This is a genomic window from Paenibacillus sp. FSL F4-0122 (assembly GCF_038002845.1).
In the GTDB taxonomy this organism is placed as follows: Bacteria; Bacillota; Bacilli; order Paenibacillales; family Paenibacillaceae; genus Paenibacillus_AQ; species Paenibacillus_AQ odorifer.
In genome coordinates this window covers 3,202,374-3,228,367 of record NZ_JBBODI010000001.1, presented here as the reverse complement: position 1 = coordinate 3,228,367, position 25,994 = coordinate 3,202,374, and the positions used below count along the sequence as shown (strand labels likewise).

Below are 25,994 nucleotides of genomic sequence, written 5' to 3'. Positions count from 1 at the left end.
GGCTACTTCCCTTCAGCCGCTAGCAGCAGCTCTTGATCAAGCTTTTCCAGTGAATCAAAGATCAGCTTCATAAATGCTTCCCGGTCAACTCCCACCAATACTTGCACATTCGCTGGACGATCCGTCTTCTTCCGTCTGTCTGCAACTGTCATTCCCCGCGTCAGCTTGCCTTCTGTCTCCACCGTTACATATAGATGCTCAAATTCAAATAGTTCCGGATGCAGCAGCCAGGCAACAGCACATGGATCATGCAGCGCACTGCCGACATAGCCCATTTTTTTACCGTAAATCGAATAGAAATCCAGCAATTCTCCGACCATTGTAGACACTGGTCCCCGCTCTTTCAATGCTAGGATCTCATCTTCAAAAATAGCAGCCTTATCGGTCACATCCAGACCACTCATTATGATCGGAATCCCCGACTCAAACACAATACGGGCTGCTTCAGGATCTACATAGATATTAAACTCCGCAGTAGAGGTGACATTCCCATAAGAGATACCTCCGCCCATTAGTGAGATTTTTTCAATTCTGTCTTTAATCTCTGGATAAGCCGTGATTAGCAGTGCGATATTTGTTAAAGGAGCCATCGGCACGAGCGTAATCTTCTCCTCTGAAGAACGGATGATATTCAGCATAAACTCCACAGCACCCTGCTCTACAGGGCGGAATTTACTTGGGGGCAAAAGCGGCCCATCCATGCCCGATTCACCATGCGCTTCCTCACCTGTAACAAGCTTGCCGAACAGTGGGCCAGCAGCCCCTTTAGCTACAGGAATGTCAGCATTCACGAAGCTGATCACCTTCAGGGCGTTATCCGTGATTTTATCTAAAATTTGGTTTCCACCAACCGTTGTAATCCCGCGCAGATCTAACTTCTCCGAATTTGCTATGGCAAGCAGTATCGCTATTGCGTCATCATGCCCTGGATCGCAGTCAATAATAATAGGTGTTGGCATAGTTACTCACTCCTTGTCTGTGTATCAATCATTTCAATCGCTATTTAACTAGCGGGCTTTTAAGTTTTTTATTCTTTTTTCGTGTCTCAGATACTGCGTAGATCACAAGTCCAATTACTGTGGCTACATAAGGAAGAGTAGCGATTAGCTCCGCAGGAATCTTCAACACCTGTAGCGCATTCGACAATGCATCTGCAGTACCAAATAATAAAGAGGTCAGCGCCGTGCCTACGGTCGTACTTCTTCCCATCGACTCAGCGGCAATGGCAATCCAGCCCCGGCCAGCGATCATATCGCGGGTAAACAGTGACAAATACCCCATCGACATATAAGCACCGCCTAAACCGGCAAAAAATCCGCTAAGCAGCAAAGCCATATACTGTATTTTCACAACACTTACACCCACGGATTGAGCCGCATGTGGATTTTCGCCCACTGAACGAATGCGCAGTCCAAGCGGTGTACGATTTAATAGATAGTAGACAACAAACACAGCCAATATAGAAACATACGTCAGAATGTGATGCCCCGATAAAATAGGTCCAAGCACCGGGATATCCTTCAACAAAGGAATCTGGACACTAGGCAGAACTTTACTCGCCAGAGAAGTGGAAGAACCCTTGTCGCCACTAAGCAGATAGAGGATAAACACAGTTCCTCCCGAAGCGAACATATTAATGGCCACACCCCCGAGAATGATATGTGTTTTGAATTTCAGGGTGAAAAAAGCTAATATTCCAGCGATCAATGTTCCAGACAGCACCGCCCCAAGCAGACCTACCCACGCGCTATGCGTATAGCTGCTTATGATGACACCCGCTAAAGCGGCAACAAGCATGATGCCCTCCATCCCAATGTTAATGATCCCTGCACGGTTGGAGATGAGTGCGCCGAGCGCGGCGAACAGAATCGGAGTCGTCACGCGAAGGACAGAGAACGCAAAGTCAGTTGTAAAAATTACATCAAACAAACTATTCACGCTTCCTTCGCCTCCTTCAAGAGCATCCGATTTTTCCAGAACTTCAGAAATTGCTCAGCCGAAATCAGAAGAATGATAATTGCCTGTATAATTGAGATCATCTCTGAAGGTACATCAGACAGACGCGCCATCATGTCAGCCCCAATTCGAATGTACGCTAGGAACAATGCAGAGCCGATTACGGACAGCGGATTATTTTTGGCTAACATCGCTACAAGGGCACCATCCAAACCATAACCAGGCAGTGACGTCCATTGGAAACGGTTATACATCCCCAGCACTTCTACGGAACCCCCCATACCTGCGATAAAACCTGCAATCAAGTGAACGAGAATAATAACCTTGGCTGTCTTCATACCGGAATAACGGGCAAAGTCCCGGTTGATGCCTGTCATGCGCAGCTCATATCCCCATTTCGTTTTGTATAGGAATAAATGAGCTGCAATAATAAGCACGATAACGATAATAAGACCGGTATGAATCCGGGTGCCCGAGACCATTTTACTCAGCAGTGCCGTTTTCTCGAATTTGTAGGATACATTGGCAAAAGCTTTAGCATCACGTAGATGATAGTTCAGTAGGTATAGCCCTACTCCGAACAAAATATTATTGAACATTAAGGATGTAACCAACTCATTAGCATTCCATTTTGCCTTCAGAATACCAGGTATTGCCGAGAGCAACGCTCCTACAATTGAACCTGCAGCAATAGCTACCATCGGATGCAGCCAGCCGTCCAACGTTAAATGAATAGCCAATACGGAAGTTACAACACCGGAGAAATAGAAAATCCCTTCAGCTCCCAGGTTGAACATATTGGCTCGAAACAACAAGGATACTGCCAACCCAGTGAACATGAGCGGAATCGCCATCTCAATCACATTACCAATATGACCTTTACTGGATAACGGCTCTAATAGGAATATACCAATCGTCTTCACAGGCTGATTACTGACCAAAGAGATAATCAGAAAGGCAATAGCGAGTGCAATAACGATTACCGCCGATGTCCGAATGTACTCAAAATATTTAACTTTAAACATGATTTACGGCCCTCCCGATGTGCTCCTCGTCCTGTCGATGAATCCCCAGCATATAAAGACCTAATTCTTCCTCACTAACCTTAGATGGCTCCTCGAAAAAGGCAACAATCTTACCCTCGTACATTACTAACAGACTATCGCTGATCTCCAAGATCTCATTCAAATCTGCCGACACTAGCAAAATCGCGCAATCGTCTGAACGTAATTCCAACAACTTTTGATGTATGAACTGGGCTGCGCCTATATCCACACCCCGTGTCGGCTGTTCTGCAATAAGCAACTGCGGTTCAGTCGAACACTCTCTAGCTACGACTACCTTCTGCATGTTACCACCTGACAACATTCCTATGGGCTGAGAAGGTCCTGAACAGCGGACTTTAAATTCCTCTACAAGGGATACTGCTAGCTTGGCAATTCGTGAGCCATTCAAAAAAAGACCTTTATTCATTGCTTTTGTACGATACTGAGTAGATAGCAGATTATCAGCTATGCTTGCCTCACTAGCGATCCCTTGCCGCATCCGATCCTCCGGTATATAGGAAACGCCTAGCTTACGAATATCCAAAATATCCGATTCACGGATATCCTTTCCCTTCACTAGTACAGAGCCCTGACTTGAGACACCTCTCAAGCTACCTGTAAGAGCTTCAATGAGCTGTGTCTGCCCGTTGCCTTCTACACCAGCAATCCCAACGATCTGCCCACCACGTACCGCAAAATTGATATCCGACAATAATGCTTTGCCATCTGCATCATTCACACTGAGTCCCTGCACCGTTAGTACTGGCTCACTAACAGCCAGAATCTCTTTGTCATATTTCAGCACGACGTCTCTGCCGACCATTAGTCGCGAGATTTCCTGTTCTGTCACATCCTGTGTTTGAAAAACACCTTCACTACGGCCGCTGCGCATAATCGTAATTCTGTCGCAAATCGCTTTGACTTCCTTTAATTTGTGCGAAATAAAAACTATCGTATGACCCTGTTCCCTTAATTGCTTAAGCTCGCGGAACAATTCCTCTGTTTCCTGTGGAGTCAACACCGCAGTCGGCTCATCAAGCACCAGAATTTTCGCACCACGCAGCAGCGCCTTAAGAATCTCAACCTTTTGCTTCATCCCAACTGTAAGATCCTCTACTTTTGCTTTAGGATCCACGGCCAGATTGTATTTCCTTGCGGTCTCTTCCGTCATGCGCACAGCCTCGGCATAATTAATGCCAACTCCTCTGCGCGGCTCCATACCCAGCACCATATTCTCTGCCACCGTAAACGAAGGTACCAACATGAAATGCTGGTGGACCATGCCGATGCCTCTATCAATGGCGTCCTGAGCGGATTGCAGCTTCACTTTTTCACCCTTGATATAGATCTCGCCTTCACTTGGCTCTTCCATGCCGAACATAATTTTCATTAAAGTCGATTTACCAGCACCGTTCTCACCTGCAATCGCATGTATTTCTCCCTCACGTAAAGAAAAATGCACGTCTTTATTTGCAACGACGCCATTGGGATATACCTTGGTAATTCCCCGCATTTCCAGCAGAGCTTTGTACATAGGTCTCAACGCCTTTCAACTTGGAGGTCTGCAAAAATATACAGCTGGAATTCCCCTGACTAGAAGAATCTCCAACTGTAGGTTTATCTCTATAGAGCTGATCTTAAGATTTAAAGCTTAAGGCTTAACTGCGTTACGAATAGCTTCTACCTCTGCAGTTTCCATCCCCATCGCATTATCCACTTTAATTTCTTTATTGATCAGCTTTTGCTTCACTTCTTCAACCTTGGCCTGAAGATCAGCCGGGAATACATTTTTATAAATATCATTCTCAGCAATACCTACACCATCATCTACAAAGCTCAACACATCACGTTTGCCCATTTCTAGCGTACCCTCTTGCAATCTCTTCACTGCACCTAGAATAGCCGTATCAATCTTTTTAATAGATGAAGTAACGATTAGATTTGCTTTTTCACTATCCGTATCGTTAATCAACATTGCCTGATCGGAGTCTACACCGATTGCATATTTTTTCTTCTCTTTAGCTGCGTCAAAGATCCCATGACCTGTACCCCCAGCCACGTTAAAAATAACATCCACACCGGAGTTATATTGAATTAGAGACAGTTCCTTACCTTTTGCCGGGTTAACAAAATCACCAGCGTACGACACAGCCACTTTTACATCAGGATCAACATACTGAGCACCTTGAATGTAGCCGACCAAGAAAGCATTAATCCCCGGAATATCCATACCGCCCACAAACCCAATCACATTCTCAGGGGTAGCATTCGGCATATCCGATTGTGTAGCTAATGCTGCTACGGCACCTGCCAAGAAAGATACTTCATTTGTCGCATAAGACATGTTGTACATGTTATCTGGTGCTTCATCGATGTCGGTATCATAATTAATGAATTTTTTGTCTGGATACAATTCTGCCGTTGCATTAAACATCTCTGTAATTTCAGAACCGCCAGAAATAATTACATCCCAATCCTCGGAAGCGATATCGTTAAATGTAGGCTCCCATTTCGTTTTATCAACGCCCATTTCAACAACCTTTGTTACTGCACCTAGTTCATTCTTAACCTTTTGCAAGCCGTTATTAGCGGAATCAAAAAATGATTTATCCCCAAGTGTCCCCGGAATCAGCAATACAACCTTGAGTTTATCCCCTGAACCTTTTTCTCCACCCTCAGCAGCGTTTGATCCAGTATTCGCAGAAGAACCGTTATTGGACGTGTTATTCCCACATGCTGTGACCAGAACCATCACCATTAATAACAACAAAGAAAGAACTTTTTTATTCATTACTCTATTCCACCCCTAATTTTAGTTGGTTAGTAATCCGGCAGAATCCCCATCTTCACCCATTGTATAATTCACGGTTCAAATGGAAATTCTCTTTTTTCCAAATAAAGTATCATTAAAAGTAATAAATTTAACGTTTAGGCTCAAAAATAGCAATAAAAATACCATTATTATTAATAATCCGCTTTATTTCCGAACGAGATGGCCAGTCAGGTTGCGAACTTTCGGATTTATTGATACGATCATAACAAATATTATTAAAAATAATTATATGATTTCGGTCATAGTTTTGTACGATTCGGCTAAAACATAAGTATTGGAGGATCATCATGGATCGTGTTCTATATATTGTAAGTGCCACACATGAGCTAAATACTTATATCCCTCCACACCAGCATGAATGCTACGAACTGGTCTATTATTTACAGGGGGTAGGGACAACCAATGTTGGCCCACGAAGTTACCATTTTCGCTCCTCTTCTTTCGCGCTTGTGCCACCCAATCATAAACATGACGAGCACCACCGTGAGGATGCAAATGTATTATTTGTAGGCTTCCACTCGGTACACCCTAATATGAGTAATCTGCTCGGCGTATATGAAGATGATAAAGATCAGACCGTTCTTCAAATCCTGCTGCGAATGAAAGCAGAGTTTACACGTAAGCAAGACGGATTCTCTGAGCTTCTAAACCTACAAATGAGCGAGATTACCGTCCATCTTATGAGGCTTCTTAGTGCCTCTGGATATCAATCCCCAACAGAAGATCGAGTACAATATGTCCTTAATTATATGAATGAGCATTATCGCCATAAATTGTCCGTCGAAACACTATCAGAAATGTCCGGATATAGCTACGATCGTTTTCGCCATCTATTTAAAGAACGTTTCGGGTCCTCACCCCTGCGGTATTTGCTGTTAAAACGCCTGGAGTATGCAAAATCTCTATTACGTCATACTCAGATGCAAATCTCTGAAGTATCTGCTGCTGCAGGTTTTGTGAACGATGCCCAATTCTGCAATATGTTTAAACGAGAAATAGGTCATACCCCGCGAGCATTCCGCATTAATAATCAATCAGGTTAATCACTAATCAGATTAAAAAAAGCCGTTGAAATAGAGAAACTCCTCTATTCAACGGCTTAATCCTGTAAAACTAAGAACATAAAGAAAAAAGGTTAGTAAGATTGCTTATAAAAGCAATCTTACTAACCTTTTTAAGATACCGGCGAGAGGACTCGAACCTCCACGGTTTCCCACTCGATTTTGAGTCGAGCGCGTCTGCCATTCCGCCACGCCGGCACATATGAACTAAATGGAGGCGCCACCCAGATTTGAACTGGGGATAAAGCTTTTGCAGAGCTTTGCCTTACCACTTGGCTATGGCGCCATGTAAATTTTGGAGCGGACGACGGGAATCGAACCCGCGACCCTCGCCTTGGCAAGGCGATGCTCTACCGCTGAGCCACGTCCGCATAAAATGGCTGGGGATATAGGATTCGAACCTATGAGTGACGGAGTCAAAGTCCGTTGCCTTACCGCTTGGCTAATCCCCAATAACATTTTAAAGTAAATGGGGCGACTGATGGGTCTCGAACCCACGAATGCCGGAACCACAATCCGGTGCGTTAACCCCTTCGCCACAGTCGCCATATTAAGTTGATATTGTCGCCATTATTCATTTTAAAGAAAATGGGGCGGCCGATGGGTCTCGAACCCACGAATGCCGGAACCACAATCCGGTGCGTTAACCCCTTCGCCACGGCCGCCATATTAAACTTTAGAAAAAACTTGGCAGGGGCAGCAGGAATTGAACCCACACCAACGGTTTTGGAGACCGTTGTTCTACCTTTAAACTATGCCCCTAAAAACTGGTGGAGGATGATGGATTCGAACCACCGAACACTTACGTGAGCAGATTTACAGTCTGATGCGTTTGGCCACTTCGCTAATCCTCCAAGGATGGTGCCGGCGAGAGGACTTGAACCCCCAACCTACTGATTACAAGTCAGTTGCTCTACCAATTGAGCTACACCGGCATGGCACTCATTCTTTTGTGATGATAAATGGTGGCTCGGGACGGAATCGAACCGCCGACACGAGGATTTTCAGTCCTCTGCTCTACCGACTGAGCTACCGAGCCATGATGAAAATGGCGGAACCGACGGGATTCGAACCCGCGATCTCCTGCGTGACAGGCAGGCATGTTAGGCCAACTACACCACGGTTCCAAAAGATATAATTGCTTAAGTTAATTGGTTGCGGGGGCAGGATTTGAACCTGCGGCCTTCGGGTTATGAGCCCGACGAGCTACCGGGCTGCTCCACCCCGCGTCAGTAAAAATATGTTATGGTGGAGGCTGAGGGGATCGAACCCCCGACCCTCTGCTTGTAAGGCAGATGCTCTCCCAGCTGAGCTAAGCCTCCATAAACAACAATTGTTATTGTACCAAAGTCCACTAGGATAAATCAAGTGAAAATTTGGTGACCCGTATGGGATTCGAACCCATGTTACCTCCGTGAAAGGGAGGTGTCTTAACCCCTTGACCAACGGGCCATACTAATTAAAAATTTGTGGCGGAGAGAGAGGGATTCGAACCCTCGAGACGCTTGTGGCGCCTACACGATTTCCAATCGTGCTCCTTCGGCCAAACTCGGACACCTCTCCATATGGCTCCCCGAACAGGACTCGAACCTGTGACAACTCGATTAACAGTCGAGTGCTCTACCAACTGAGCTATCAGGGAATATTCATACCAGGCTTAATCGCCTGAAAACTGAATCCGAAACAAATCTGCATTCTAAGTATAGGATAAGCCCTCGACCGATTAGTATTGGTCAGCTCCATGCATTGCTGCACTTCCACCTCCAACCTATCTACCTCGTCGTCTTCAAGGGGTCTTACTAATTGGGAAATCTCATCTTGAGGGGGGCTTCACGCTTAGATGCTTTCAGCGCTTATCCCGTCCGTACGTAGCTACCCAGCCATGCTCCTGGCGGAACAACTGGTGCACCAGCGGTACGTCCATCCCGGTCCTCTCGTACTAAGGACAGCTCCTCTCAAATTTCCTGCGCCCACGACAGATAGGGACCGAACTGTCTCACGACGTTCTGAACCCAGCTCGCGTACCGCTTTAATGGGCGAACAGCCCAACCCTTGGGACCTACTTCAGCCCCAGGATGCGATGAGCCGACATCGAGGTGCCAAACCTCCCCGTCGATGTGGACTCTTGGGGGAGATAAGCCTGTTATCCCCAGGGTAGCTTTTATCCGTTGAGCGATGGCCCTTCCATGCGGTACCACCGGATCACTAAGTCCGACTTTCGTCCCTGCTCGACTTGTAGGTCTCGCAGTCAAGCTCCCTTATGCCTTTGCACTCTGCGAATGATTTCCAACCATTCTGAGGGAACCTTGGAACGCCTCCGTTACTCTTTAGGAGGCGACCGCCCCAGTCAAACTGCCCGCCTGACACGGTCCCCGTACCCGATAAGGGTACTAGGTTAGAACCTAGATACGATCAGGGTGGTATCCCAACGGCGCCTCCACCGAAGCTTGCGCTCCGATTTCTACGGCTCCCACCTATCCTGTACAGATCGTACCCAAATTCAATATCAAGCTGCAGTAAAGCTCCATGGGGTCTTTCCGTCTTGTCGCGGGTAACCTGCATCTTCACAGGTATTAAAATTTCACCGGATCTCTCGTTGAGACAGCGCCCAAGTCGTTACGCCATTCGTGCGGGTCAGAATTTACCTGACAAGGAATTTCGCTACCTTAGGACCGTTATAGTTACGGCCGCCGTTTACTGGGGCTTCGGTTCATAGCTTCGGGTTACCCCTAACCACTCCCCTTAACCTTCCAGCACCGGGCAGGCGTCAGCCCGTATACTTCGCCTTGCGGCTTCGCACAGACCTGTGTTTTTGCTAAACAGTCGCTTGGGCCTTTTCACTGCGGCCCCCTCGTGCTATTCACACTACCGGGGCACCCCTTCTCCCGAAGTTACGGGGTCATTTTGCCGAGTTCCTTAACGAGAGTTCTTCCGCGCGCCTTAGAATTCTCTTCTCGCCTACCTGTGTCGGTTTGCGGTACGGGCACCTTCTCCTGGCTAGAGGCTTTTCTTGGCAGTGTGAGATCATGACCTTCGCTACTATAATTTTCGCTCCCCATCACAGCCCAGCCTTAACGATGTGCGGATTTGCCTACACATCAGCCTCACTGCTTAGACGGACATCCATCAGTCCGCGTCACTACCCTCCTGCGTCACCCCATCGCTCATAGCGGATTACGGTGGTACAGTAATTTCAAACTGTTGTCCTTCGACTACGCCTTTCGGCCTCGCCTTAGGTCCCGACTTACCCTGAGCGGACGAGCCTTCCTCAGGAAACCTTGGGCTTTCGGCGGATCAGATTCTCACTGATCTTTTCGTTACTCATACCGGCATTCTCACTTGTGTAGTGTCCAGCGCTCTTTTCAGTACACCTTCAACCCCTACACAACGCTCCCCTACCCCAGATACATACGTATCTAGCCATAGCTTCGGTGGTGTGTTTAGCCCCGTTACATTTTCGGCGCAGAGTCACTCGACCAGTGAGCTATTACGCACTCTTTCAATGGTGGCTGCTTCTAAGCCAACATCCTGGTTGTCTGTGCAACTCCACATCCTTTCCCACTTAACACACACTTGGGGACCTTAGCTGATGGTCTGGGCTGTTTCCCTTTTGACAATGGATCTTAGCACTCACTGTCTGACTCCCGGCAATAAGTATATGGCATTCGGAGTTTGACTGAGCTTGGTAATCCTTGCGGACCCCGCACCCAATCAGTGCTCTACCTCCACTACTCTTATACCGAGGCTAGCCCTAAAGCTATTTCGGGGAGAACCAGCTATCTCCGAGTTCGATTGGAATTTCTCCGCTACCCCCACCTCATCCCCGCACTTTTCAACGTACGTGGGTTCGGGCCTCCAGTGCGTGTTACCGCACCTTCACCCTGGACAGGGGTAGATCACACGGTTTCGGGTCTACGTCCACATACTCAATCGCCCTATTCAGACTCGCTTTCGCTGCGGCTCCACCTTCTCGGCTTAACCTTGCATGTTAAACGTAACTCGCCGGTTCATTCTACAAAAGGCACGCCATCACCCATAGATCGGGCTCTGACTTTTTGTAAGCACACGGTTTCAGGTTCTATTTCACTCCCCTTCCGGGGTGCTTTTCACCTTTCCCTCACGGTACTGTTTCACTATCGGTCGCCAGGTAGTATTTAGCCTTAGCAGATGGTCCTGCTGGATTCATACGGGGTTTCACGTGCCCCGCACTACTCGGGATCCGTCTCGGAGAGAATACAGTTTAGGTTACAGGGCTTTTACCTCTATCGCGGGCCTTTCCAGACCTCTTCACCTACCATATTCCTTTGTAACTCCATGTGAGACGTCCCACAACCCCAAGAGGCAAGCCCCTTGGTTTAGGCTGTTCCGCGTTCGCTCGCCGCTACTGACGGAATCACTATTGTTTTCTCTTCCTCAGGGTACTTAGATGTTTCAGTTCCCCTGGTCTGCCTCTACATTTCCTATGTATTCAGAAATGAGTAACTGCGAATTACCACAGCTGGGTTTCCCCATTCGGACACCCCCGGATCAAAGCTTGCTTACAGCTCCCCGAGGCAGTTTCGTTGTTCGCCACGTCCTTCGTCGGCTCCTGGCGCCTAGGCATCCTCCGTGTGCTCTTATTAGCTTAACCTTGATTCTTCCGAAGAAAAATCTCACTAATAACATTTACTTGTTTGCACAAGTTGCTAAAAGATGTTCTAAAACGCAAATTCGTTTCGGTATCCAGTTTTCAAGGATCAAGTCTTACTCGAGAGCTTAAACTCTCAAAACTGAGCAACGAGTGAGTAACAGGCCTAAACCTGAGATTGTGGAAGTTAAACTTCCGATTTGAATGTCCTCATTGCAGAGAACGATTCTCCATAGAAAGGAGGTGATCCAGCCGCACCTTCCGATACGGCTACCTTGTTACGACTTCACCCCAATCATCTACCCCACCTTCGGCGGCTGGCTCCCTTGCGGGTTACCCCACCGACTTCGGGTGTTGTAAACTCTCGTGGTGTGACGGGCGGTGTGTACAAGACCCGGGAACGTATTCACCGCGGCATGCTGATCCGCGATTACTAGCAATTCCGACTTCATGCAGGCGAGTTGCAGCCTGCAATCCGAACTGAGACCGGCTTTGATGGGATTGGCTCCACCTCGCGGCTTCGCTTCCCGTTGTACCGGCCATTGTAGTACGTGTGTAGCCCAGGTCATAAGGGGCATGATGATTTGACGTCATCCCCACCTTCCTCCGGTTTGTCACCGGCAGTCACTCTAGAGTGCCCAGCATTACCTGCTGGCAACTAAAGTTAAGGGTTGCGCTCGTTGCGGGACTTAACCCAACATCTCACGACACGAGCTGACGACAACCATGCACCACCTGTCTCCTCTGTCCCGAAGGCCGCTGCTATCTCTAGCAGATTCAGAGGGATGTCAAGACCTGGTAAGGTTCTTCGCGTTGCTTCGAATTAAACCACATACTCCACTGCTTGTGCGGGTCCCCGTCAATTCCTTTGAGTTTCAGTCTTGCGACCGTACTCCCCAGGCGGAGTGCTTACTGTGTTAACTTCGGCACCAAGGGTATCGAAACCCCTAACACCTAGCACTCATCGTTTACGGCGTGGACTACCAGGGTATCTAATCCTGTTTGCTCCCCACGCTTTCGCGCCTCAGCGTCAGTTACAGCCCAGAAAGTCGCCTTCGCCACTGGTGTTCCTCCACATATCTACGCATTTCACCGCTACACGTGGAATTCCACTTTCCTCTTCTGTACTCAAGCCACCCAGTTTCCAGTGCGACCTCAGGTTGAGCCCAAGGTTTAAACACCAGACTTAAATAGCCGCCTGCGCGCGCTTTACGCCCAATAATTCCGGACAACGCTTGCCCCCTACGTATTACCGCGGCTGCTGGCACGTAGTTAGCCGGGGCTTTCTTCTCAGGTACCGTCACTCCGGTAGCAGTTACTCTACCGGACGTTCTTCCCTGGCAACAGAGCTTTACGATCCGAAAACCTTCATCACTCACGCGGCGTTGCTCCGTCAGGCTTTCGCCCATTGCGGAAGATTCCCTACTGCTGCCTCCCGTAGGAGTCTGGGCCGTGTCTCAGTCCCAGTGTGGCCGTTCACCCTCTCAGGTCGGCTACGCATCGTCGCCTTGGTGGGCCGTTACCCCACCAACTAGCTAATGCGCCGCAGGCCCATCCCTCAGTGACAGATTGCTCCGTCTTTCATTCTTCTCTCAGGAGAAAAAAGAAATTATCCGGTATTAGCTACCGTTTCCGGTAGTTATCCCAGTCTGAAGGGCAGGTTGCCTACGTGTTACTCACCCGTCCGCCGCTAAGTTATTTTGAAAGCAAGCTTTCAAAATAACTCCGCTCGACTTGCATGTATTAGGCACGCCGCCAGCGTTCGTCCTGAGCCAGGATCAAACTCTCCAATTAGTATTGAAAAGAGCGATATGCTCATTTTGAAACATCTGACGAGAAAATTAATTCTCTAATTTTGGATATCACTTACGTGATTTCCTACTCACTCGTTGTTCAGTTTTCAAAGATCAAGCTGTTTATTTCGTCGATGTGTTGTTCAGCAGCGACCTTTATAATATATCACAGCACCCTCGTTTTAGTCAACCTTTTTTTAATTTCTTTTTTCGGTTGTCTTTCGAATGTTTTCGAAAGCACATCTCTGTGTCAGAGGGACGAGTTATAATTTAACACATGAACAAGGAAAGAGTCAACCATTAATTTTTCTGAATAAATATGAGCGTTTCATATTAGCAAACAAACAAAAAAGAGAGTGCTCAGCCTCTCCCTATCCTTGCTCATCTCTCTATAATTAAACATCTTCTACTGTATCTAATTCATCTCTATAATGTATAGCGGATCGCATGCCCTTCTCCCTCGTGAACATCAGCCCAAGATGTAATCTCTCGGATTAGCGAACGAGAAACCAGCTTTCGTAAAACAAGGGGTAGTTCAGACTCTAATTGACTCAGACCTGAATGCTGCAGTAATTCTTTAATGCTCCATGCTTCCTTACGGCTATTCAAAATATTAAAGAGCAATAGACAACAGTCCGTCATTTTGGACATAATTCCAAATTCACATGCAAGAAGCACAAGCTCCACACGTTGCTCTAAGGTCTCAGTACTGACCGTTAACTCCTCATAAAGTTTATGAACGGAGGTATTCATGCTTTTAACCTGTTCCCAAATAGCTGGCTCGGGGAAAGCACCCACTTCACTCACTTCTATTCTTGCCCAATGATATAAGGCTATCAATACACAGTTGTAAGCATCCATAATAAAGCCAGCCTCTATATAGCGCTTGGATTTCACATACATATGCAAAAAGCGGGCAAACTCCATAAATGCGACCCGTTCCTTGATCGGTCCTTCAAATTGCAATATCTCGCTGCGCATTTCCTCGAGTATTCCCTTGGGGTCCCAGATCACTTCCCCCCTCATCAAACTGATAAGAAGTTCGTTATTATCCCCTGCCATAACAGCCTGCTCCAAAGCAAATAGGCCGATATGGACTGACTGGGTCCGTTGGTCACCGGCAATGGTATGGCGAACAATATGCTCTCTATCCTGTTCTTCATGCAATACTAACACTATCATATCAAAATCTTGAAGAAGTGCGCTTTGAAACGGAATATCCCCATTCTGCCGCAAAACGACCGCTCCTAAAACATTCTCATCAAACGTTTCTCCACTCAACAAAGTTACATTGGACAGTTCCATGCTTCCCTCCATTAAATTTGGCGATTTTGCGTCCAGTCAGTTATAATTCAGTTATAATTATTATTCTACATATGAAAGACAGTTCCTTCTGGACAACCCAACTATATTTAGTTAGGAGCAAACACTCATGAAGTTTAAAACGGCTAAGATCAACGCTTTTCGCACATGGGGATTACTGCTCACAATGCTCGGAATGGGACTTATGGTTTTGGGTACAGCGGGCATCGTGTTTTGGGGCTCAACTGGAAAAGTATTCGCTGGAATCGGTCTTGTAATCGGTTTAATCTCAATGATGGCAAGTCTTGCAATCTATTTCTGGGCTGGGATGCTGTCAACTAGCGCAGTCCAACTGGAATGCCCTGAATGTCACAAGCTGACCAAAATGCTGGGCAAAACAGACCGCTGTATGTTCTGCCATACCATCCTTACTATGGATCCAGCTGAGGCCAATATTACTGCGGAACAACTTAAGAGTCAGCAGCTTAATCAATAAAACACATCTTACAGAAGCTTATTACTAGCGATTTATAATGCAATCAAACATTTGCTTAATACAACAAAGGGGCCCCCGTATTGGGAGCCCCTTTGTTTATTATGAATGAAATAATAATTACTTATGAATTCCTTGTAATACCTCCCATGCAGACAGATTACTAAAGCTGCGATTCCATGAACCGATGCCACCAAGCCCTAAAGACTTAGCAAGCTCAACTCTAGCTTTTAAGGAAACTTTGTCTTCGATCCATATTTTTTTAAGAGCGCCATCTTCCTTATACTCAACGTAATTCTGCCCAGCTGCCTTATCAAAGGTTGGGGTTAGCTTCTTCTCTTTAATAATTTTTTCAACGGCATTCATACTAACCGATTTAGAGCTTACTTTGGTCTTGCCATCTACCTGGGCCTCAGTCCAGATTCTAGTATACAGTGGAATCCCCAGAATCAGCTTCTCAGGCGGTACATCGTCTTCCTCTATGATCCGGCTTAACGAGCTTTCTACCCACGGTAGAGACGCAACAGAGCCCGCGATAGGACTAGCCGCCCAGTGCTCGTCATAAGCCATAACAATAAGATAATCAACTACGGAATTAAGAGCCTTACGATCAAGGAAAGCTGACCACATCTCACTGTTGGATTTAGGGGTTACGTCTATGGAGACGATTAAGTTTTTGGCTTGAGCCATAGGTTTTAGCTCTCGCATAAATTGTGTAACATTCTCCCCGTCTTTCGTATATACATTCTCAAAGTCAATATTAATTCCATCCAGCTTGTATAAATCTGAATACTCGAGGATCTGTACGATCGCGTTCATCCGCTTCTCATAGCTCGACAATGCCTCAGTGGTTATGTCCGGATCAAAGCTATTGCTGAGCAGCCCCCACACTTCCAACCCGCGCTCATGCGCCCATTGCACATACGCACTGTCAGCCTGACTGCGCACATTTCCATCACCATCTATGATACTGAACCAAGTCGGGCTAGCCACGTTAACCCCTGGAAGCTCACCGAATGTACTTGGATCAGGTTTACGTTGATAAACTGCTTCCCAATACAAATTCACTGACTTCCCTTTCCAACTTCGTTCTGCCCGTGAGGGAGTGGTGCTTTTCGGTTCCACTGTTTTTTGACCGTCCGAGATAATATCACTGGCCTTGGCATACCCCGCGTAACCGCTGCTTAACTGCACATACAGCCAGTCCTCATTTTCCTTATTCCAAATACTCACACTGGCTCCCGGGGACATATCCGCCACGATGGGTGCGTGAATCGACGCTTCGCTGCGAAGAGCGACTGTCTTATCACCTGCTTCACCTTTCACTTTCCCCAGCGGTACAGTCTCCCCTGCTGTCATTAACAGCACAGCCCCGGTAGTCGTATCCTCTTGAATCTCAAACCCATACAGGTCTTCTAAAACATCCGCAGGAAGATAAGTTATCTTTTCCTTAACTTCTGGTGCCAGCCGCAGCTGCAGCGGACGATTGTTCAGACTAGCATCGGTTTTATCCTCTTGCATATATAGAAGTTCACTTTCCGTTGATAGGATGACCGATTTAGTCTTTTCTTCATAACGAATAGAGGAGTCCACATGTTCCTGCAGTAATGGTAGAGGTAAAAGCATGCTATCACCGGTCCCTGATGCGGAATATCCTGTTACTTCTCCTTTTACGAAGATAGGATGTTCTAGGCCTTTCCAGTCTGGATCGATGTGCTGGCGATTTGGCAATACAAAAAACACAACCCAATAAGCTGCTGCCGCAATGAGCAAAAGTCCAAAAAAGCGTCGGAAAAGACCTCCGCGCTTTTTAACGCGTTTTTGTCTATATCTTCTGTCCAAAATATATCCTCCAAATACTAGATGATTTTAAGTTAAGTCTAACAATACGATTATAACATCCACTTGGTTCCGGATAACCAGTATAAGTTAGTCATTTTCACTATATTTTGTTATTTTAAAAAAAATAAAAACGTGAGTCCTCCGCTTTCGGATTTCACACGTTTATTGTGTAGCTTGGCTATACGCCCTTGAGTACTGTAGTATTCTGTCTTATTGTTGCTTCTCTCTGCAACATTTGCAAACTCCATGCAATTCCATACGCAAACCCGTAATTTTGAAGCCCGTTTCCTGCTCCGCATGTATCTCTACATCATGAAGCGATGGATAACTAAAATCTTCAATCTTACCGCATAGCTGACAGATGACATGATAATGATCAGATACATTGGCATCAAAACGACTGGAACTATCCCCGTAGGTCAACTCGCGAACCATGCCGGCTTCCATAAACATCTTGAGATTATTATATACAGTTGCAACGCTCATGCTCGGAAATTTCGGCTCTAGCGCCCGGTATATATCGTCAGCTGTAGGATGATTCATTGCTTCCATCAAATACGTAAGAATCGCATGACGCTGGGGCGTTATACGGACACCTGTTGTCTTTAATTGTTCCAGTGCATGTTGTACTCCACTCCCCATTACTGTCACCGCCTTTTGAATTTAAAAATAAAAGAAGTACTTCTTAAGATTGTAAGACTGGTTTTTCAATGTTGTCAACGAAGTCTATACATTATATTTATTATTATATAAGAAAAATTACTTTTTTCAATATTTCCTAACATTTAGATTGCTATTTCCTTCAACATGAAGCTTGAACTCACCGGTCCCCACTTCACCTGATACTTTTTTCTTATCAATTGTAAGTTCAGGCAAATCTGAAGTAATATCACCATATCCACTGGAACCATTCACTGTATAGTTGCTTAACACTGGCAAATACAATTGAATATCACCAACTGCGCTATAAATATCCCAGTCTCCAGCGACATCTGAAGAGCGAACATCAATGGTACCATTTAGAGATTCGGCATGTAGCTTGGATCTGGCTCCATCAACCTCTAAATTACCGTTTTTGGTAGTAATATCGATATCATTGCTATTTCCGATCGCACTAATATTGCCGACAGCCGTCGATAATTTCAAAGCACCGGTAACATCCCAAGCATTCATATTGCCTCCGCTCGTTGTTAAATCAACGCTGCCTTGAACAGATCTGGCACGGACAGCTCCATTCAGTGTTTTTCCCTTAACATTACCAAAGATACGATGAAGGATCAGCTCTCCATTCCCCGTTTCCAGAGAAATGTCTTCAATGGCTTCTACATTCTGCAATGTGATCCCGCCATTCATGGTGCGAACATCGAGGTTAAAGCGGCGATCCTCCGGCAAGTAAATGTCTAAATCCATGCGTGGCTGGCGTTTGCCGGATTCTCCATAAGCCTTGCTATTTGAGGTTATTTTTATGTTGGGCCCTTCAACGACGTCCACAAAGGACTGTTCTGAAATAGCTTCAGCCATCGGCCCATCCAACTGATCTACCCAAACTGTCGTCGTAATTTGAATATCATCCACTGGAGCGCGATGCAATAAAATATCGCCATTAATACTATCAATAGATATTTTGGCTGTATTTAATTCCACCGGAACAATTAGCGGGGCTTTCTGATATTTGCTGCCTTTAGCCTCACCATAGTCCACTGCTGCTGCCGTCAGGTTTAGACTGACATTTTTCCATAGATATAAATAATGTTCTTGCTCTGCAACAATAAATACACTCGCAGCTAGCAATATAGCGGATAAAAGCCCACGTAAATCCAATCTGATTCTGGTTCCCTTGGCTGAACGGTTAGAGAAGATAAACATCAGCAGGAACTCAATCCCCCATAACACCGGGATGACTGGCCACCACTTCAAGAGCAGGAGCATATAGTCAGTTCCCTCTCTCCAATCCAAAAACAAAGGAACAGAAATAGCTATCAGCAATACAGAAGCCGTATATCTTCCTACGCGCCGCTTGCGAGGTTCATTGTCTTTACGCTGCACAACTGCTCTGGCAATTTCTCTAGCTCCTATAAATAAGCCACCGCATACTAAAATGACAGATACGGCCATTTCAGCATAATGTTCAATAAAGAACTGGAGCCATGTTGGTTTTTGCCGGAACAGAATAAGCAGGGCTCCCCCTAATAGCAGTATGAGCCCAAAGGATATCCCAGGCTCGCTGACGATACTACGACGCTTAGGAGCCACGTTTGCTTTGGTCACAGGGATATCAAGCTCATGATCCTCTGGGAAGCGAAGAAGCCTATCCGCTGATTGCAATACGTCATACACGTTATAAAAATAGATCGCCGGAATAATGAGCGCAAGTAAAATAAGTAGTGGAACATTAATCTGCATCCCGATGGATGAGAAATACAATAAAGCTGAGATATCCAAAAGAATTAGAAAGATGAAGGTGATCCCTTTTCGGAGAAGCCCAAAATACAAATGCCCCGTCCCAGGGATGAGAGCTGCCAGCAGTCCAGCGATAAATTTACGTTTGCGGTGGCGCCGCTTCGGACGCGGAGGAATAATCCTCTTCTGTATCTCACTCTCCTTAGTCTCTATATCAACAGAATCTTGCAGTTCTTCCTGCTCTGGGAGCATTGCAGAGTCATGTTTCATTTTGGACTCCTCCTTTCGTAAATAGTTGTCTATGAATATCTTTTTTCAAAGAGAACCACTCCGATGAAATTCAATCAATTCAACTCCTGGAGCGACTTCCTCCACACCGGTGGGCATAAAGCCATATTTACTGTACAACGAAACGGCGGGTGTATTCTTTTTGCCTGTCGACACAATGAATTGCTCCATCCCTGCAAAATGCTCAAATACATATTCCAAAAGATGGCTAGCAATACCTCTGCGAAAAAAGTCCGGCCCCACCATCATTCGTGTAATCGTCAATTTGCCAGGAGATTCTTCCTCTACAGCAACAGCACCCATTAGTTCCTCATCTTTATCGAAGCAGCCATAAAAATCCTCTTTAGAGCTGCTCAGCATTTCTCTCGTCTCCATCAAAGGTGGAATTTCACGAAAGCCGATTAGTTCAGCTTCCAGTCTATAGGCCTTATGCTGAAGACTCCATAATTCATTAACGGTGCTTTCATCCTGCAGATTTAGCTTGTTAATTGTATTCATCCTAACCAGTCCCCTTATATGCCGCTAAGGGCCTGCCGTTGCCGACAAGCCCTTAGCTTATTACATAAGTATATTACCCCAAGTATAAACGCCTTCGGCGTCCTTTTATGGACGACAAGCGTTTAGCTGCTCAATACCTCGATGAGAAGTTTATTAGCAAGACCCGGATTCGCCTTACCTTTACTTTCTTTCATAACTTGTCCGACCAGGAAGCCGATTGCTTTCTGTTTACCTGCTTTATAATCTTCCACAGATTGCGGATTGGCGGCTACGACTGCTTCCACAATCCCTTTAATAGCACCTTCATCGCTGATCTGCACCAGACCTTTTTCCTCAACGATAACAGCTGGCAGTTTACCGCTCTCTAGCATTTCTTTAAATACTGTTTTAGCGATTTTGCTGCTGATGGTTCCGGCTGCAATCAGTCCGATCATCTCGCCTAGCCCTTGTGGTGTAATTTGTACCTGCGACAACTCCAGATTATTACCATTCAAATAGGCAAGCAAGTCACCCATAATCCAGTTAGCTACAGCCTTGGCATCCTGCGTATAGGCAAGACATCCTTCGAAAAAGTCCGCTAACAGTTTAGAGGATGTAATGACGCCTGCATCATAAGCTGTCAGGCCCAGTTCCTCGCTATAACGAGCTTTCCGTGCATCCGGAAGTTCTGGAATCGTTGAACGAATTGATTCTTTCCAAGCATCATCAATATGCAGAACGATCAAGTCCGGGTCCGGGAAGTAACGATAATCATGTGCTTCTTCTTTCCCGCGCATCGATAATGTTTTCCCTTGTGCTTCATCCCAGCGGCGAGTCTCTTGCACAACAACTCCACCATCATCCAGGATCTCAGCCTGACGATATTGTTCATACTCCAGTCCACGCAATACACCGCGGAAGGAGTTCATGTTCTTAAGCTCTGCTCTAATGCCGAATTCCTCTTGTCCTTCTGGGCGTAGACTGATGTTCGCGTCACAGCGCATCGATCCTTCTTCCATCTTGACATCGGATACGTCACAATACTGCATAATCGCACGGATTTTCTCCAGATAAGCACGAGCTTCCTCAGGAGAGCGCAGATCAGGCTCGGATACGATTTCGATAAGCGGTGTTCCCACCCGGTTAAAATCGACAAGCGAGGCAAAACCGCCATCTACGTGCGTAAGCTTACCTGCATCCTCTTCCAAATGAAGACGAGTAATGCCGATCCGTTTGGTCTCTCCATTAACTTCAATGTCGATCCAACCGTTCAGCCCGATAGGCTGATCAAATTGTGAAATCTGATAAGCTTTTGGTGAATCCGGGTAAAAATAGTTCTTGCGGTCGAATTTGCTAACATCACCAATGGTGCAATTTAGCGCCATCGCTGCTTTCATAGCGTATTCTACCGCTTGTTTGTTGAGCACTGGCAATACGCCGGGGTGACCCAAGCAGACAGGACAGGTATGAGTGTTAGGTGGGGCTCCAAATTCAGTGGAGCATCCGCAAAAGATTTTGGAGTTGGTATGAAGCTCTACGTGAACTTCCAAGCCGATGACCGTTTCGTATTTAGACATAAGTAATCCCATTCCCTCCTTTACTACAGCTGTGGACGCTGCTTGTGATGATCTGTATTTTGTTCAAAGGCATGAGCGACACGCAGAATCGTGCTCTCGTCAAATTCCTTACCGATAATTTGCAGACCTACAGGCATGCCTTCCGCAAAACCACACGGAACGCTCACGGCAGGAATACCCGCCAAGCTTACAGGAATCGTGAGAATATCGTTCAGATACATGGTCAGCGGATCTTCAGTCTGTGAGCCCAATTTGAATGCTGTCGTTGGCGCTGTTGGCCCGATGACCACATCATATTTTTTAAAGATGTCATCAAAGTCCTGTTTAATCAAAGTGCGTACCTTTTGTGCTTTTAAATAGTAAGCATCGTAATACCCGGAGCTGAGTGCATAAGTACCCAACATAATACGGCGTTTGACCTCAGGGCCAAAGCCGCGGCTGCGGGAATTAAGATATAGATCAAGCAATCCTCCGCCTTCATCTACACGTGCGCCATAACGCACACCGTCAAAACGCGCAAGGTTAGATGAAGCTTCCGAAGAGGACAGCAAATAATAAGCTGCTACTGCGTATTCCGTATGCGGTAATGATACTTCCTCCCAGACAGCACCCATTCCTTCCAGCACTTTAAGTGCAGACAAGACTGTCTCACGCACAGAAGCATCGACACCTGCTCCCAAATATTCCTTAGGTACAGCAATGCGAAGTCCGGAAACATCACCAGTCAGTGAACTCAAATAATCAGGAATTTCTACTTTAGCAGAAGTAGAGTCTTGGGCATCATAACCAGCAATCGCTTGAAGCACATAGGCAGTATCCTCTACATTACGTGTTAATGGTCCTATCTGATCGAGTGAGGAAGCAAAGGCTACCAGCCCGTAACGTGATACAAGACCGTAAGTAGGTTTGAGACCTACAACACCACAATAGGAAGCTGGCTGGCGGATGGAACCCCCAGTATCCGAACCTAGTGAGAAGAACACTTCGCCCGCAGCTACTGCTGCAGCAGATCCGCCACTGGAACCGCCCGGCACACGTTCTAAATCCCAAGGATTGCGTACAGGACCAAAGCTTGAATTCTCATTAGATCCGCCCATTGCGAATTCATCCATATTTAATTTACCGATTGTTACGGCATCTGCCTGCTGCAATTTAGAAGCTACAGTAGCGTTATAAATCGGCTGGAAATCGCTCAAAAATTGGCTGGCACAAGTTGTGCGCAGACCTTTAGTTACAATATTATCCTTGATTCCGGCAGGAAGACCAAACAGCAATCCACGTGCTGCTCCGGATGCCAGTTTATCGTCCAAAGCGCGTGCTGTCGCACGTGCGCCCTCCTCGTTCAAGGTCAAAAATGCATTTACGTTCTTATCCCGCTCAGCGATAATCGCCAGCGATTCTTCAGTCAGTTCACTGACCGATACCTCTTTAGCAGTTAACATGCGGTGTACTTCAGGCAATCGATTTTGAAACAGGCTCAAGATTCTTCCCCCTTTCTAATTATGTAGTTATTCCAAAACAGCTGGAACCTTGAAATGTCCGTCTTCATCATCTGGAGCGTTAAGAAGTGCTTCCTCTTGCGTAAGGCTATCCTTCACAACATCCTCCCGCATTACATTGCTGACTTGCAGCACATGCGTGGTCGGCTTTACATTCTCCGTATCTAGCTCATTTAATTTCTCGGCATATTGTAAAATAGCATTCATTTGTTCTGTAAAGGTTGCCTCTTCTTCCGGGCTCAGCTGCAGACGAGCCAGCTTGGCCACATGCTGCACATCTTTAACGGTAATGCTCATAAGAAAAATCCCTCCTGTTTAAAGGGCTAAAGCGCCCGGATAACGTTTTTAATTATATTGTAGAAGCTTGGACAATTCAATGATGGGCTGTAAAACAAACGCTCCTTTATCAAAGTGAAGGGGATTCCTACACATTTTAAAGGAGCGTATCGTTCATCAATATATAGGGATTGTCATTTCCAGCTGCGGAATATATTCGACTGCCGGGTATCCATTATTGTCTAGCAAATTTCGTTTTCCACTACCCTCTCCAGTATATTTGTAGAAAAAGGTTTTTATTGTCAGTGCTTTTACATCCTTGGGCAGCGGTACAATATTAACATCCTCTTTAAGACTATAATGGATTGTGTCATCTATCTTTTTCGAATCCGACCAACCATTGCTGCCGTTTACATATTGCAACAGGTTACCTTTATCATCATAGACTTCATAATTTAATGCCAGGTTATTGGTATCTGTCAGATAAGTATAAGGAATACCCTCGAGGGCTACAGCACTCATCCGTATTTGTGTAGTTGCCGGAGTCTGTGTAATCTTCTCCACTGTGGTCGTTACATCATTGTAAGTTTGACTGATTCCGGGTTGCTGAACAATATTATGACTCGTATCCTTTTTTATAGGAATTTCAATTTGAAAATCATCATCGATTCCGGACAGACGACCTTTTACTGTCATTTGGAACTGCTCTGGTAAAGTAATGCCTCCCTCATCATAGGATTTCTCTGAAAATTGCAAAATCAACGATTGTTCATCTACTCCCGGAGAAAGGATAAGGCCAATATTGTGTTTAAAAGAATCCTCTTCTTCCTCCCCAGCAGCGTTTAAAGGCTGTCCATCAATAAATACCTGCAAATCCTGAATGTCTCCACTGAATATTCCCTCTTCATTTTCACCTTCAAGTTTCAATGCTACAGAAAGCCGTGTGCCGTCATATATAACTTCATTAGCACGGATAATAACATCTTGAACCTGATCACTGGTATCAACTGCAGTCGTTAAGCCTTGGCGACTCGCCGCTTGAAGTCCCATATCACCTGCGAGCTCAAAAATACTATTGACTAACGGAATACGTTCCAGCGACCTAGCCAATGCGGGAGAAGTAAAGCCGCTTCCAAGCACGATAACCCCCAAAACAAGAGCTGCCCCGAAGCCAAGCGCTGTCCTCTTAACATTACGAAATTTGTGCGTGGATCTCTTTATCTTCACATGATCCAGCATTGTATACGTATCCTCTTGACGTTGGCGAATCATAGAGGGAAGCTCATTTGCCGGGAGGATGTCCATATCTTTCAAAAGCAATTCAAGCTCTTGCGCTGTTCTCTTCTTCATCTGTTCCATCCTTTCTAAATATCATTAGAATCCATTCAATAAGTTTTTTCTTGCTCTGTAGAGGCGCGATTTGACTGCCGTTTCGGAAATATTCAGAAGATCGGCAATTTGCTTAACGGGCATGTCCTGAAAATAATGCAGCGATATCACGGTCTGGAGCGAAGTATCCAATCGTTCTACTGCTTCCCGCAGCTCAATTTTCTCATATTCTGCACCGGAGGAATGGCATTCCAAAGCAGTAAGGGGATCTCCAAACTCCACAATATTTGTCCGCTTGCGTTGGAGCTTATGACATTCGTTTATAAGGATGCGAAGCATCCATGTCTTGAAAAATTCTGGTTGCCGCAATCCATGGATAGACCGGTAAGCCTTTAGGGTGGCTTCCTGCATGGCATCTGCACATTCCTCGTCCCTGCCCAAAATAGATCGGGCCATGCCGTACATTTCAGGTTCAATCTGCCGGCATAGCTGGATAAACGCTTCTTTATCGCCATTTCTCGCTTTTTGAACAGCGGTTATCATCTTCACTTGAGGTTCTCCTTTATTTAAGTTAAAACGCCTATACCGCAGATCTGCATTCTCGTATTCGGCTCTCAATAATTTAGATACATAAAACAGGAGATTGGTTGTATACCAAAAAAATAAAAAACAAACTTTCGAAAACTATAAAGAAGGAATAAAAGAAAAGATTTTGAAAATGATGTGTAAATTCAGAGGATTAATGTGGGGGAAATACTTTTTATGACAAAACAAAAAAGCCGGCTTGCGCCGGCCTTCCTTAAATCCAAGCTCGAAGATTCACTTGTTTGATGAAATCCGCTTGGGACATGCTTTCGCTTGACGTTGACTCCGTCTCTTCTATATCCATATCTTCACCGTTCATCAAATGATGGAACAGCTTCTCATTGTACGTGGACAAAGCGTAATCAATCAACGCTTCATGCGTTGCTCTTTCAGCCTCAGCTACTAATAAATGTTCTTCCGCCTCAATGTCCTCAGCCGGAACATAAAAGTTCCTATTCGCCTCTGGTACACGAATAACATAGTCAAACGCATTATCGGGATTGCGGTCGTAAGCAATTAGGTAGCCGTATTCCCCGATAGGAAGACTCTGCTCGAAAGCGTCCGCAACAATGACAATCTTCTCTCCTAAACGCAGCATCGCCCTACCTCC

The 25,994-nt window shown here is 45.9% G+C and carries 18 protein-coding genes, 16 tRNA genes and 2 rRNA genes; 2 read left to right on the top strand and 34 right to left on the bottom strand.

Annotated elements, in window-relative coordinates; translation table 11 throughout:
- Positions 1-2 precede the first annotated feature (2 nt).
- The 5 genes from MHH49_RS14015 to MHH49_RS13995 form a co-directional block, all read right to left on the bottom strand.
- Positions 3-959, bottom strand: a complete 957-nt coding sequence (locus MHH49_RS14015) for a nucleoside hydrolase (protein ID WP_339210784.1) — start codon at positions 957-959, stop codon at positions 3-5.
- A gap of 40 nt (positions 960-999) precedes the next feature.
- Entirely contained in the window at positions 1,000-1,938 is a 939-nt protein-coding gene (locus MHH49_RS14010) for an ABC transporter permease (RefSeq protein ID WP_036685567.1), read from the bottom strand.
- A complete protein-coding gene (locus MHH49_RS14005) occupies positions 1,935-2,981 on the bottom strand; it encodes an ABC transporter permease (protein WP_036685569.1) in 1,047 nt (348 codons plus the stop codon). Before MHH49_RS14005 ends, MHH49_RS14010 begins: the two co-directional genes overlap by 4 nt.
- Positions 2,974-4,536 (bottom strand): ABC transporter ATP-binding protein, encoded by a 1,563-nt coding sequence (locus tag MHH49_RS14000; protein ID WP_036685571.1) that lies wholly within the window; start codon positions 4,534-4,536, stop codon positions 2,974-2,976. Before MHH49_RS14000 ends, MHH49_RS14005 begins: the two co-directional genes overlap by 8 nt.
- A gap of 117 nt (positions 4,537-4,653) precedes the next feature.
- Positions 4,654-5,793: a BMP family ABC transporter substrate-binding protein gene (locus tag MHH49_RS13995; RefSeq protein ID WP_341138206.1), complete on the bottom strand. Its 1,140-nt coding sequence runs from the start codon at positions 5,791-5,793 to the stop codon at positions 4,654-4,656.
- A gap of 329 nt (positions 5,794-6,122) precedes the next feature.
- On the opposite strand from MHH49_RS13995, the gene MHH49_RS13990 reads away from it, so the two are divergent.
- Positions 6,123-6,878 (top strand): AraC family transcriptional regulator, encoded by a 756-nt coding sequence (locus MHH49_RS13990; RefSeq protein WP_076213729.1) that lies wholly within the window; start codon positions 6,123-6,125, stop codon positions 6,876-6,878.
- A gap of 137 nt (positions 6,879-7,015) precedes the next feature.
- On the opposite strand, the gene MHH49_RS13985 is transcribed toward MHH49_RS13990, so the two are convergent.
- The 19 genes from MHH49_RS13985 to MHH49_RS13895 all read right to left on the bottom strand — a co-directional run bounded on the left by MHH49_RS13985 (position 7,016) and on the right by MHH49_RS13895 (position 14,621).
- A tRNA-Leu gene (locus tag MHH49_RS13985) sits at positions 7,016-7,094 on the bottom strand.
- Between the two features lie 14 nt (positions 7,095-7,108).
- Positions 7,109-7,182: transfer RNA gene (locus MHH49_RS13980), tRNA-Cys, on the bottom strand.
- Positions 7,183-7,192: 10 nt separating this feature from the next.
- Positions 7,193-7,267, bottom strand: a tRNA-Gly gene (locus MHH49_RS13975).
- Between the two features lie 6 nt (positions 7,268-7,273).
- Positions 7,274-7,348 (bottom strand) — tRNA-Gln (locus MHH49_RS13970).
- A gap of 18 nt (positions 7,349-7,366) precedes the next feature.
- Positions 7,367-7,442, bottom strand: a tRNA-His gene (locus tag MHH49_RS13965).
- Positions 7,443-7,485: 43 nt separating this feature from the next.
- A tRNA-His gene (locus tag MHH49_RS13960) sits at positions 7,486-7,561 on the bottom strand.
- A gap of 23 nt (positions 7,562-7,584) precedes the next feature.
- A tRNA-Trp gene (locus tag MHH49_RS13955) sits at positions 7,585-7,658 on the bottom strand.
- Between the two features lie 6 nt (positions 7,659-7,664).
- Positions 7,665-7,750: transfer RNA gene (locus MHH49_RS13950), tRNA-Tyr, on the bottom strand.
- 5 nt (positions 7,751-7,755) lie between these two features.
- Positions 7,756-7,831 (bottom strand) — tRNA-Thr (locus MHH49_RS13945).
- Between the two features lie 28 nt (positions 7,832-7,859).
- Positions 7,860-7,935, bottom strand: a tRNA-Phe gene (locus MHH49_RS13940).
- 10 nt (positions 7,936-7,945) lie between these two features.
- Positions 7,946-8,023 (bottom strand) — tRNA-Asp (locus MHH49_RS13935).
- A 25-nt stretch (positions 8,024-8,048) separates the two neighbouring features.
- A tRNA-Met gene (locus MHH49_RS13930) sits at positions 8,049-8,125 on the bottom strand.
- A gap of 17 nt (positions 8,126-8,142) precedes the next feature.
- Positions 8,143-8,218, bottom strand: a tRNA-Val gene (locus MHH49_RS13925).
- A gap of 55 nt (positions 8,219-8,273) precedes the next feature.
- Positions 8,274-8,348 (bottom strand) — tRNA-Glu (locus MHH49_RS13920).
- An 18-nt stretch (positions 8,349-8,366) separates the two neighbouring features.
- A tRNA-Ser gene (locus MHH49_RS13915) sits at positions 8,367-8,459 on the bottom strand.
- Positions 8,460-8,462: 3 nt separating this feature from the next.
- A tRNA-Asn gene (locus MHH49_RS13910) sits at positions 8,463-8,538 on the bottom strand.
- A gap of 61 nt (positions 8,539-8,599) precedes the next feature.
- A 23S ribosomal RNA gene (locus MHH49_RS13905) occupies positions 8,600-11,526 on the bottom strand.
- Positions 11,527-11,759: 233 nt separating this feature from the next.
- A 16S ribosomal RNA gene (locus MHH49_RS13900) occupies positions 11,760-13,317 on the bottom strand.
- Together the 16S and 23S rRNA genes with 16 tRNA genes alongside form the textbook arrangement of a ribosomal RNA operon.
- Positions 13,318-13,742: 425 nt before the next feature.
- Positions 13,743-14,621: a nucleotidyltransferase-like protein gene (locus MHH49_RS13895; protein ID WP_036680149.1), complete on the bottom strand. Its 879-nt coding sequence runs from the start codon at positions 14,619-14,621 to the stop codon at positions 13,743-13,745.
- A gap of 127 nt (positions 14,622-14,748) precedes the next feature.
- Here MHH49_RS13895 and MHH49_RS13890 point away from each other — a divergent pair, with 127 nt between their 5' ends.
- On the top strand, positions 14,749-15,114 hold the full coding sequence (locus MHH49_RS13890) for a DUF2614 family zinc ribbon-containing protein (protein WP_036680151.1): 366 nt from the start codon (positions 14,749-14,751) through the stop codon (positions 15,112-15,114).
- Between the two features lie 117 nt (positions 15,115-15,231).
- Here MHH49_RS13890 and MHH49_RS13885 read toward each other — a convergent pair whose 3' ends face one another.
- The 10 genes from MHH49_RS13885 to MHH49_RS13840 form a co-directional block, all read right to left on the bottom strand.
- Positions 15,232-16,953: a glycosyl hydrolase family 18 protein gene (locus MHH49_RS13885; protein ID WP_341138205.1), complete on the bottom strand. Its 1,722-nt coding sequence runs from the start codon at positions 16,951-16,953 to the stop codon at positions 15,232-15,234.
- 210 nt (positions 16,954-17,163) lie between these two features.
- Positions 17,164-17,595, bottom strand: coding sequence for a peroxide-responsive transcriptional repressor PerR (perR, locus tag MHH49_RS13880; RefSeq protein ID WP_036680160.1), 432 nt, complete (start codon positions 17,593-17,595; stop codon positions 17,164-17,166).
- Between the two features lie 126 nt (positions 17,596-17,721).
- Complete coding sequence (locus tag MHH49_RS13875; protein WP_341138204.1) at positions 17,722-19,623, bottom strand: DUF4097 family beta strand repeat-containing protein; 1,902 nt, start codon at positions 19,621-19,623, stop codon at positions 17,722-17,724.
- 45 nt (positions 19,624-19,668) lie between these two features.
- Positions 19,669-20,139 (bottom strand): GNAT family N-acetyltransferase, encoded by a 471-nt coding sequence (locus MHH49_RS13870; RefSeq protein WP_076100957.1) that lies wholly within the window; start codon positions 20,137-20,139, stop codon positions 19,669-19,671.
- A gap of 122 nt (positions 20,140-20,261) precedes the next feature.
- Complete coding sequence (gatB, locus tag MHH49_RS13865; RefSeq protein ID WP_036680163.1) at positions 20,262-21,707, bottom strand: Asp-tRNA(Asn)/Glu-tRNA(Gln) amidotransferase subunit GatB; 1,446 nt, start codon at positions 21,705-21,707, stop codon at positions 20,262-20,264.
- Between the two features lie 11 nt (positions 21,708-21,718).
- On the bottom strand, positions 21,719-23,176 hold the full coding sequence (gene gatA, locus MHH49_RS13860) for an Asp-tRNA(Asn)/Glu-tRNA(Gln) amidotransferase subunit GatA (protein ID WP_076100955.1): 1,458 nt from the start codon (positions 23,174-23,176) through the stop codon (positions 21,719-21,721).
- A 27-nt stretch (positions 23,177-23,203) separates the two neighbouring features.
- Positions 23,204-23,491: an Asp-tRNA(Asn)/Glu-tRNA(Gln) amidotransferase subunit GatC gene (gene gatC / locus MHH49_RS13855; protein ID WP_036680166.1), complete on the bottom strand. Its 288-nt coding sequence runs from the start codon at positions 23,489-23,491 to the stop codon at positions 23,204-23,206.
- Between the two features lie 156 nt (positions 23,492-23,647).
- Positions 23,648-24,820 (bottom strand): DUF4179 domain-containing protein, encoded by a 1,173-nt coding sequence (locus MHH49_RS13850; RefSeq protein WP_341138203.1) that lies wholly within the window; start codon positions 24,818-24,820, stop codon positions 23,648-23,650.
- Positions 24,821-24,844: 24 nt separating this feature from the next.
- A complete protein-coding gene (locus MHH49_RS13845) occupies positions 24,845-25,342 on the bottom strand; it encodes a sigma-70 family RNA polymerase sigma factor (protein ID WP_036680329.1) in 498 nt (165 codons plus the stop codon).
- A gap of 256 nt (positions 25,343-25,598) precedes the next feature.
- Positions 25,599-25,982 carry a hypothetical protein gene (locus MHH49_RS13840; protein WP_036680170.1) on the bottom strand — a complete coding sequence of 128 codons (384 nt, stop codon included), beginning with the start codon at positions 25,980-25,982 and terminating at the stop codon, positions 25,599-25,601.
- Between the last annotated feature and the right edge of the window lie 12 nt (positions 25,983-25,994).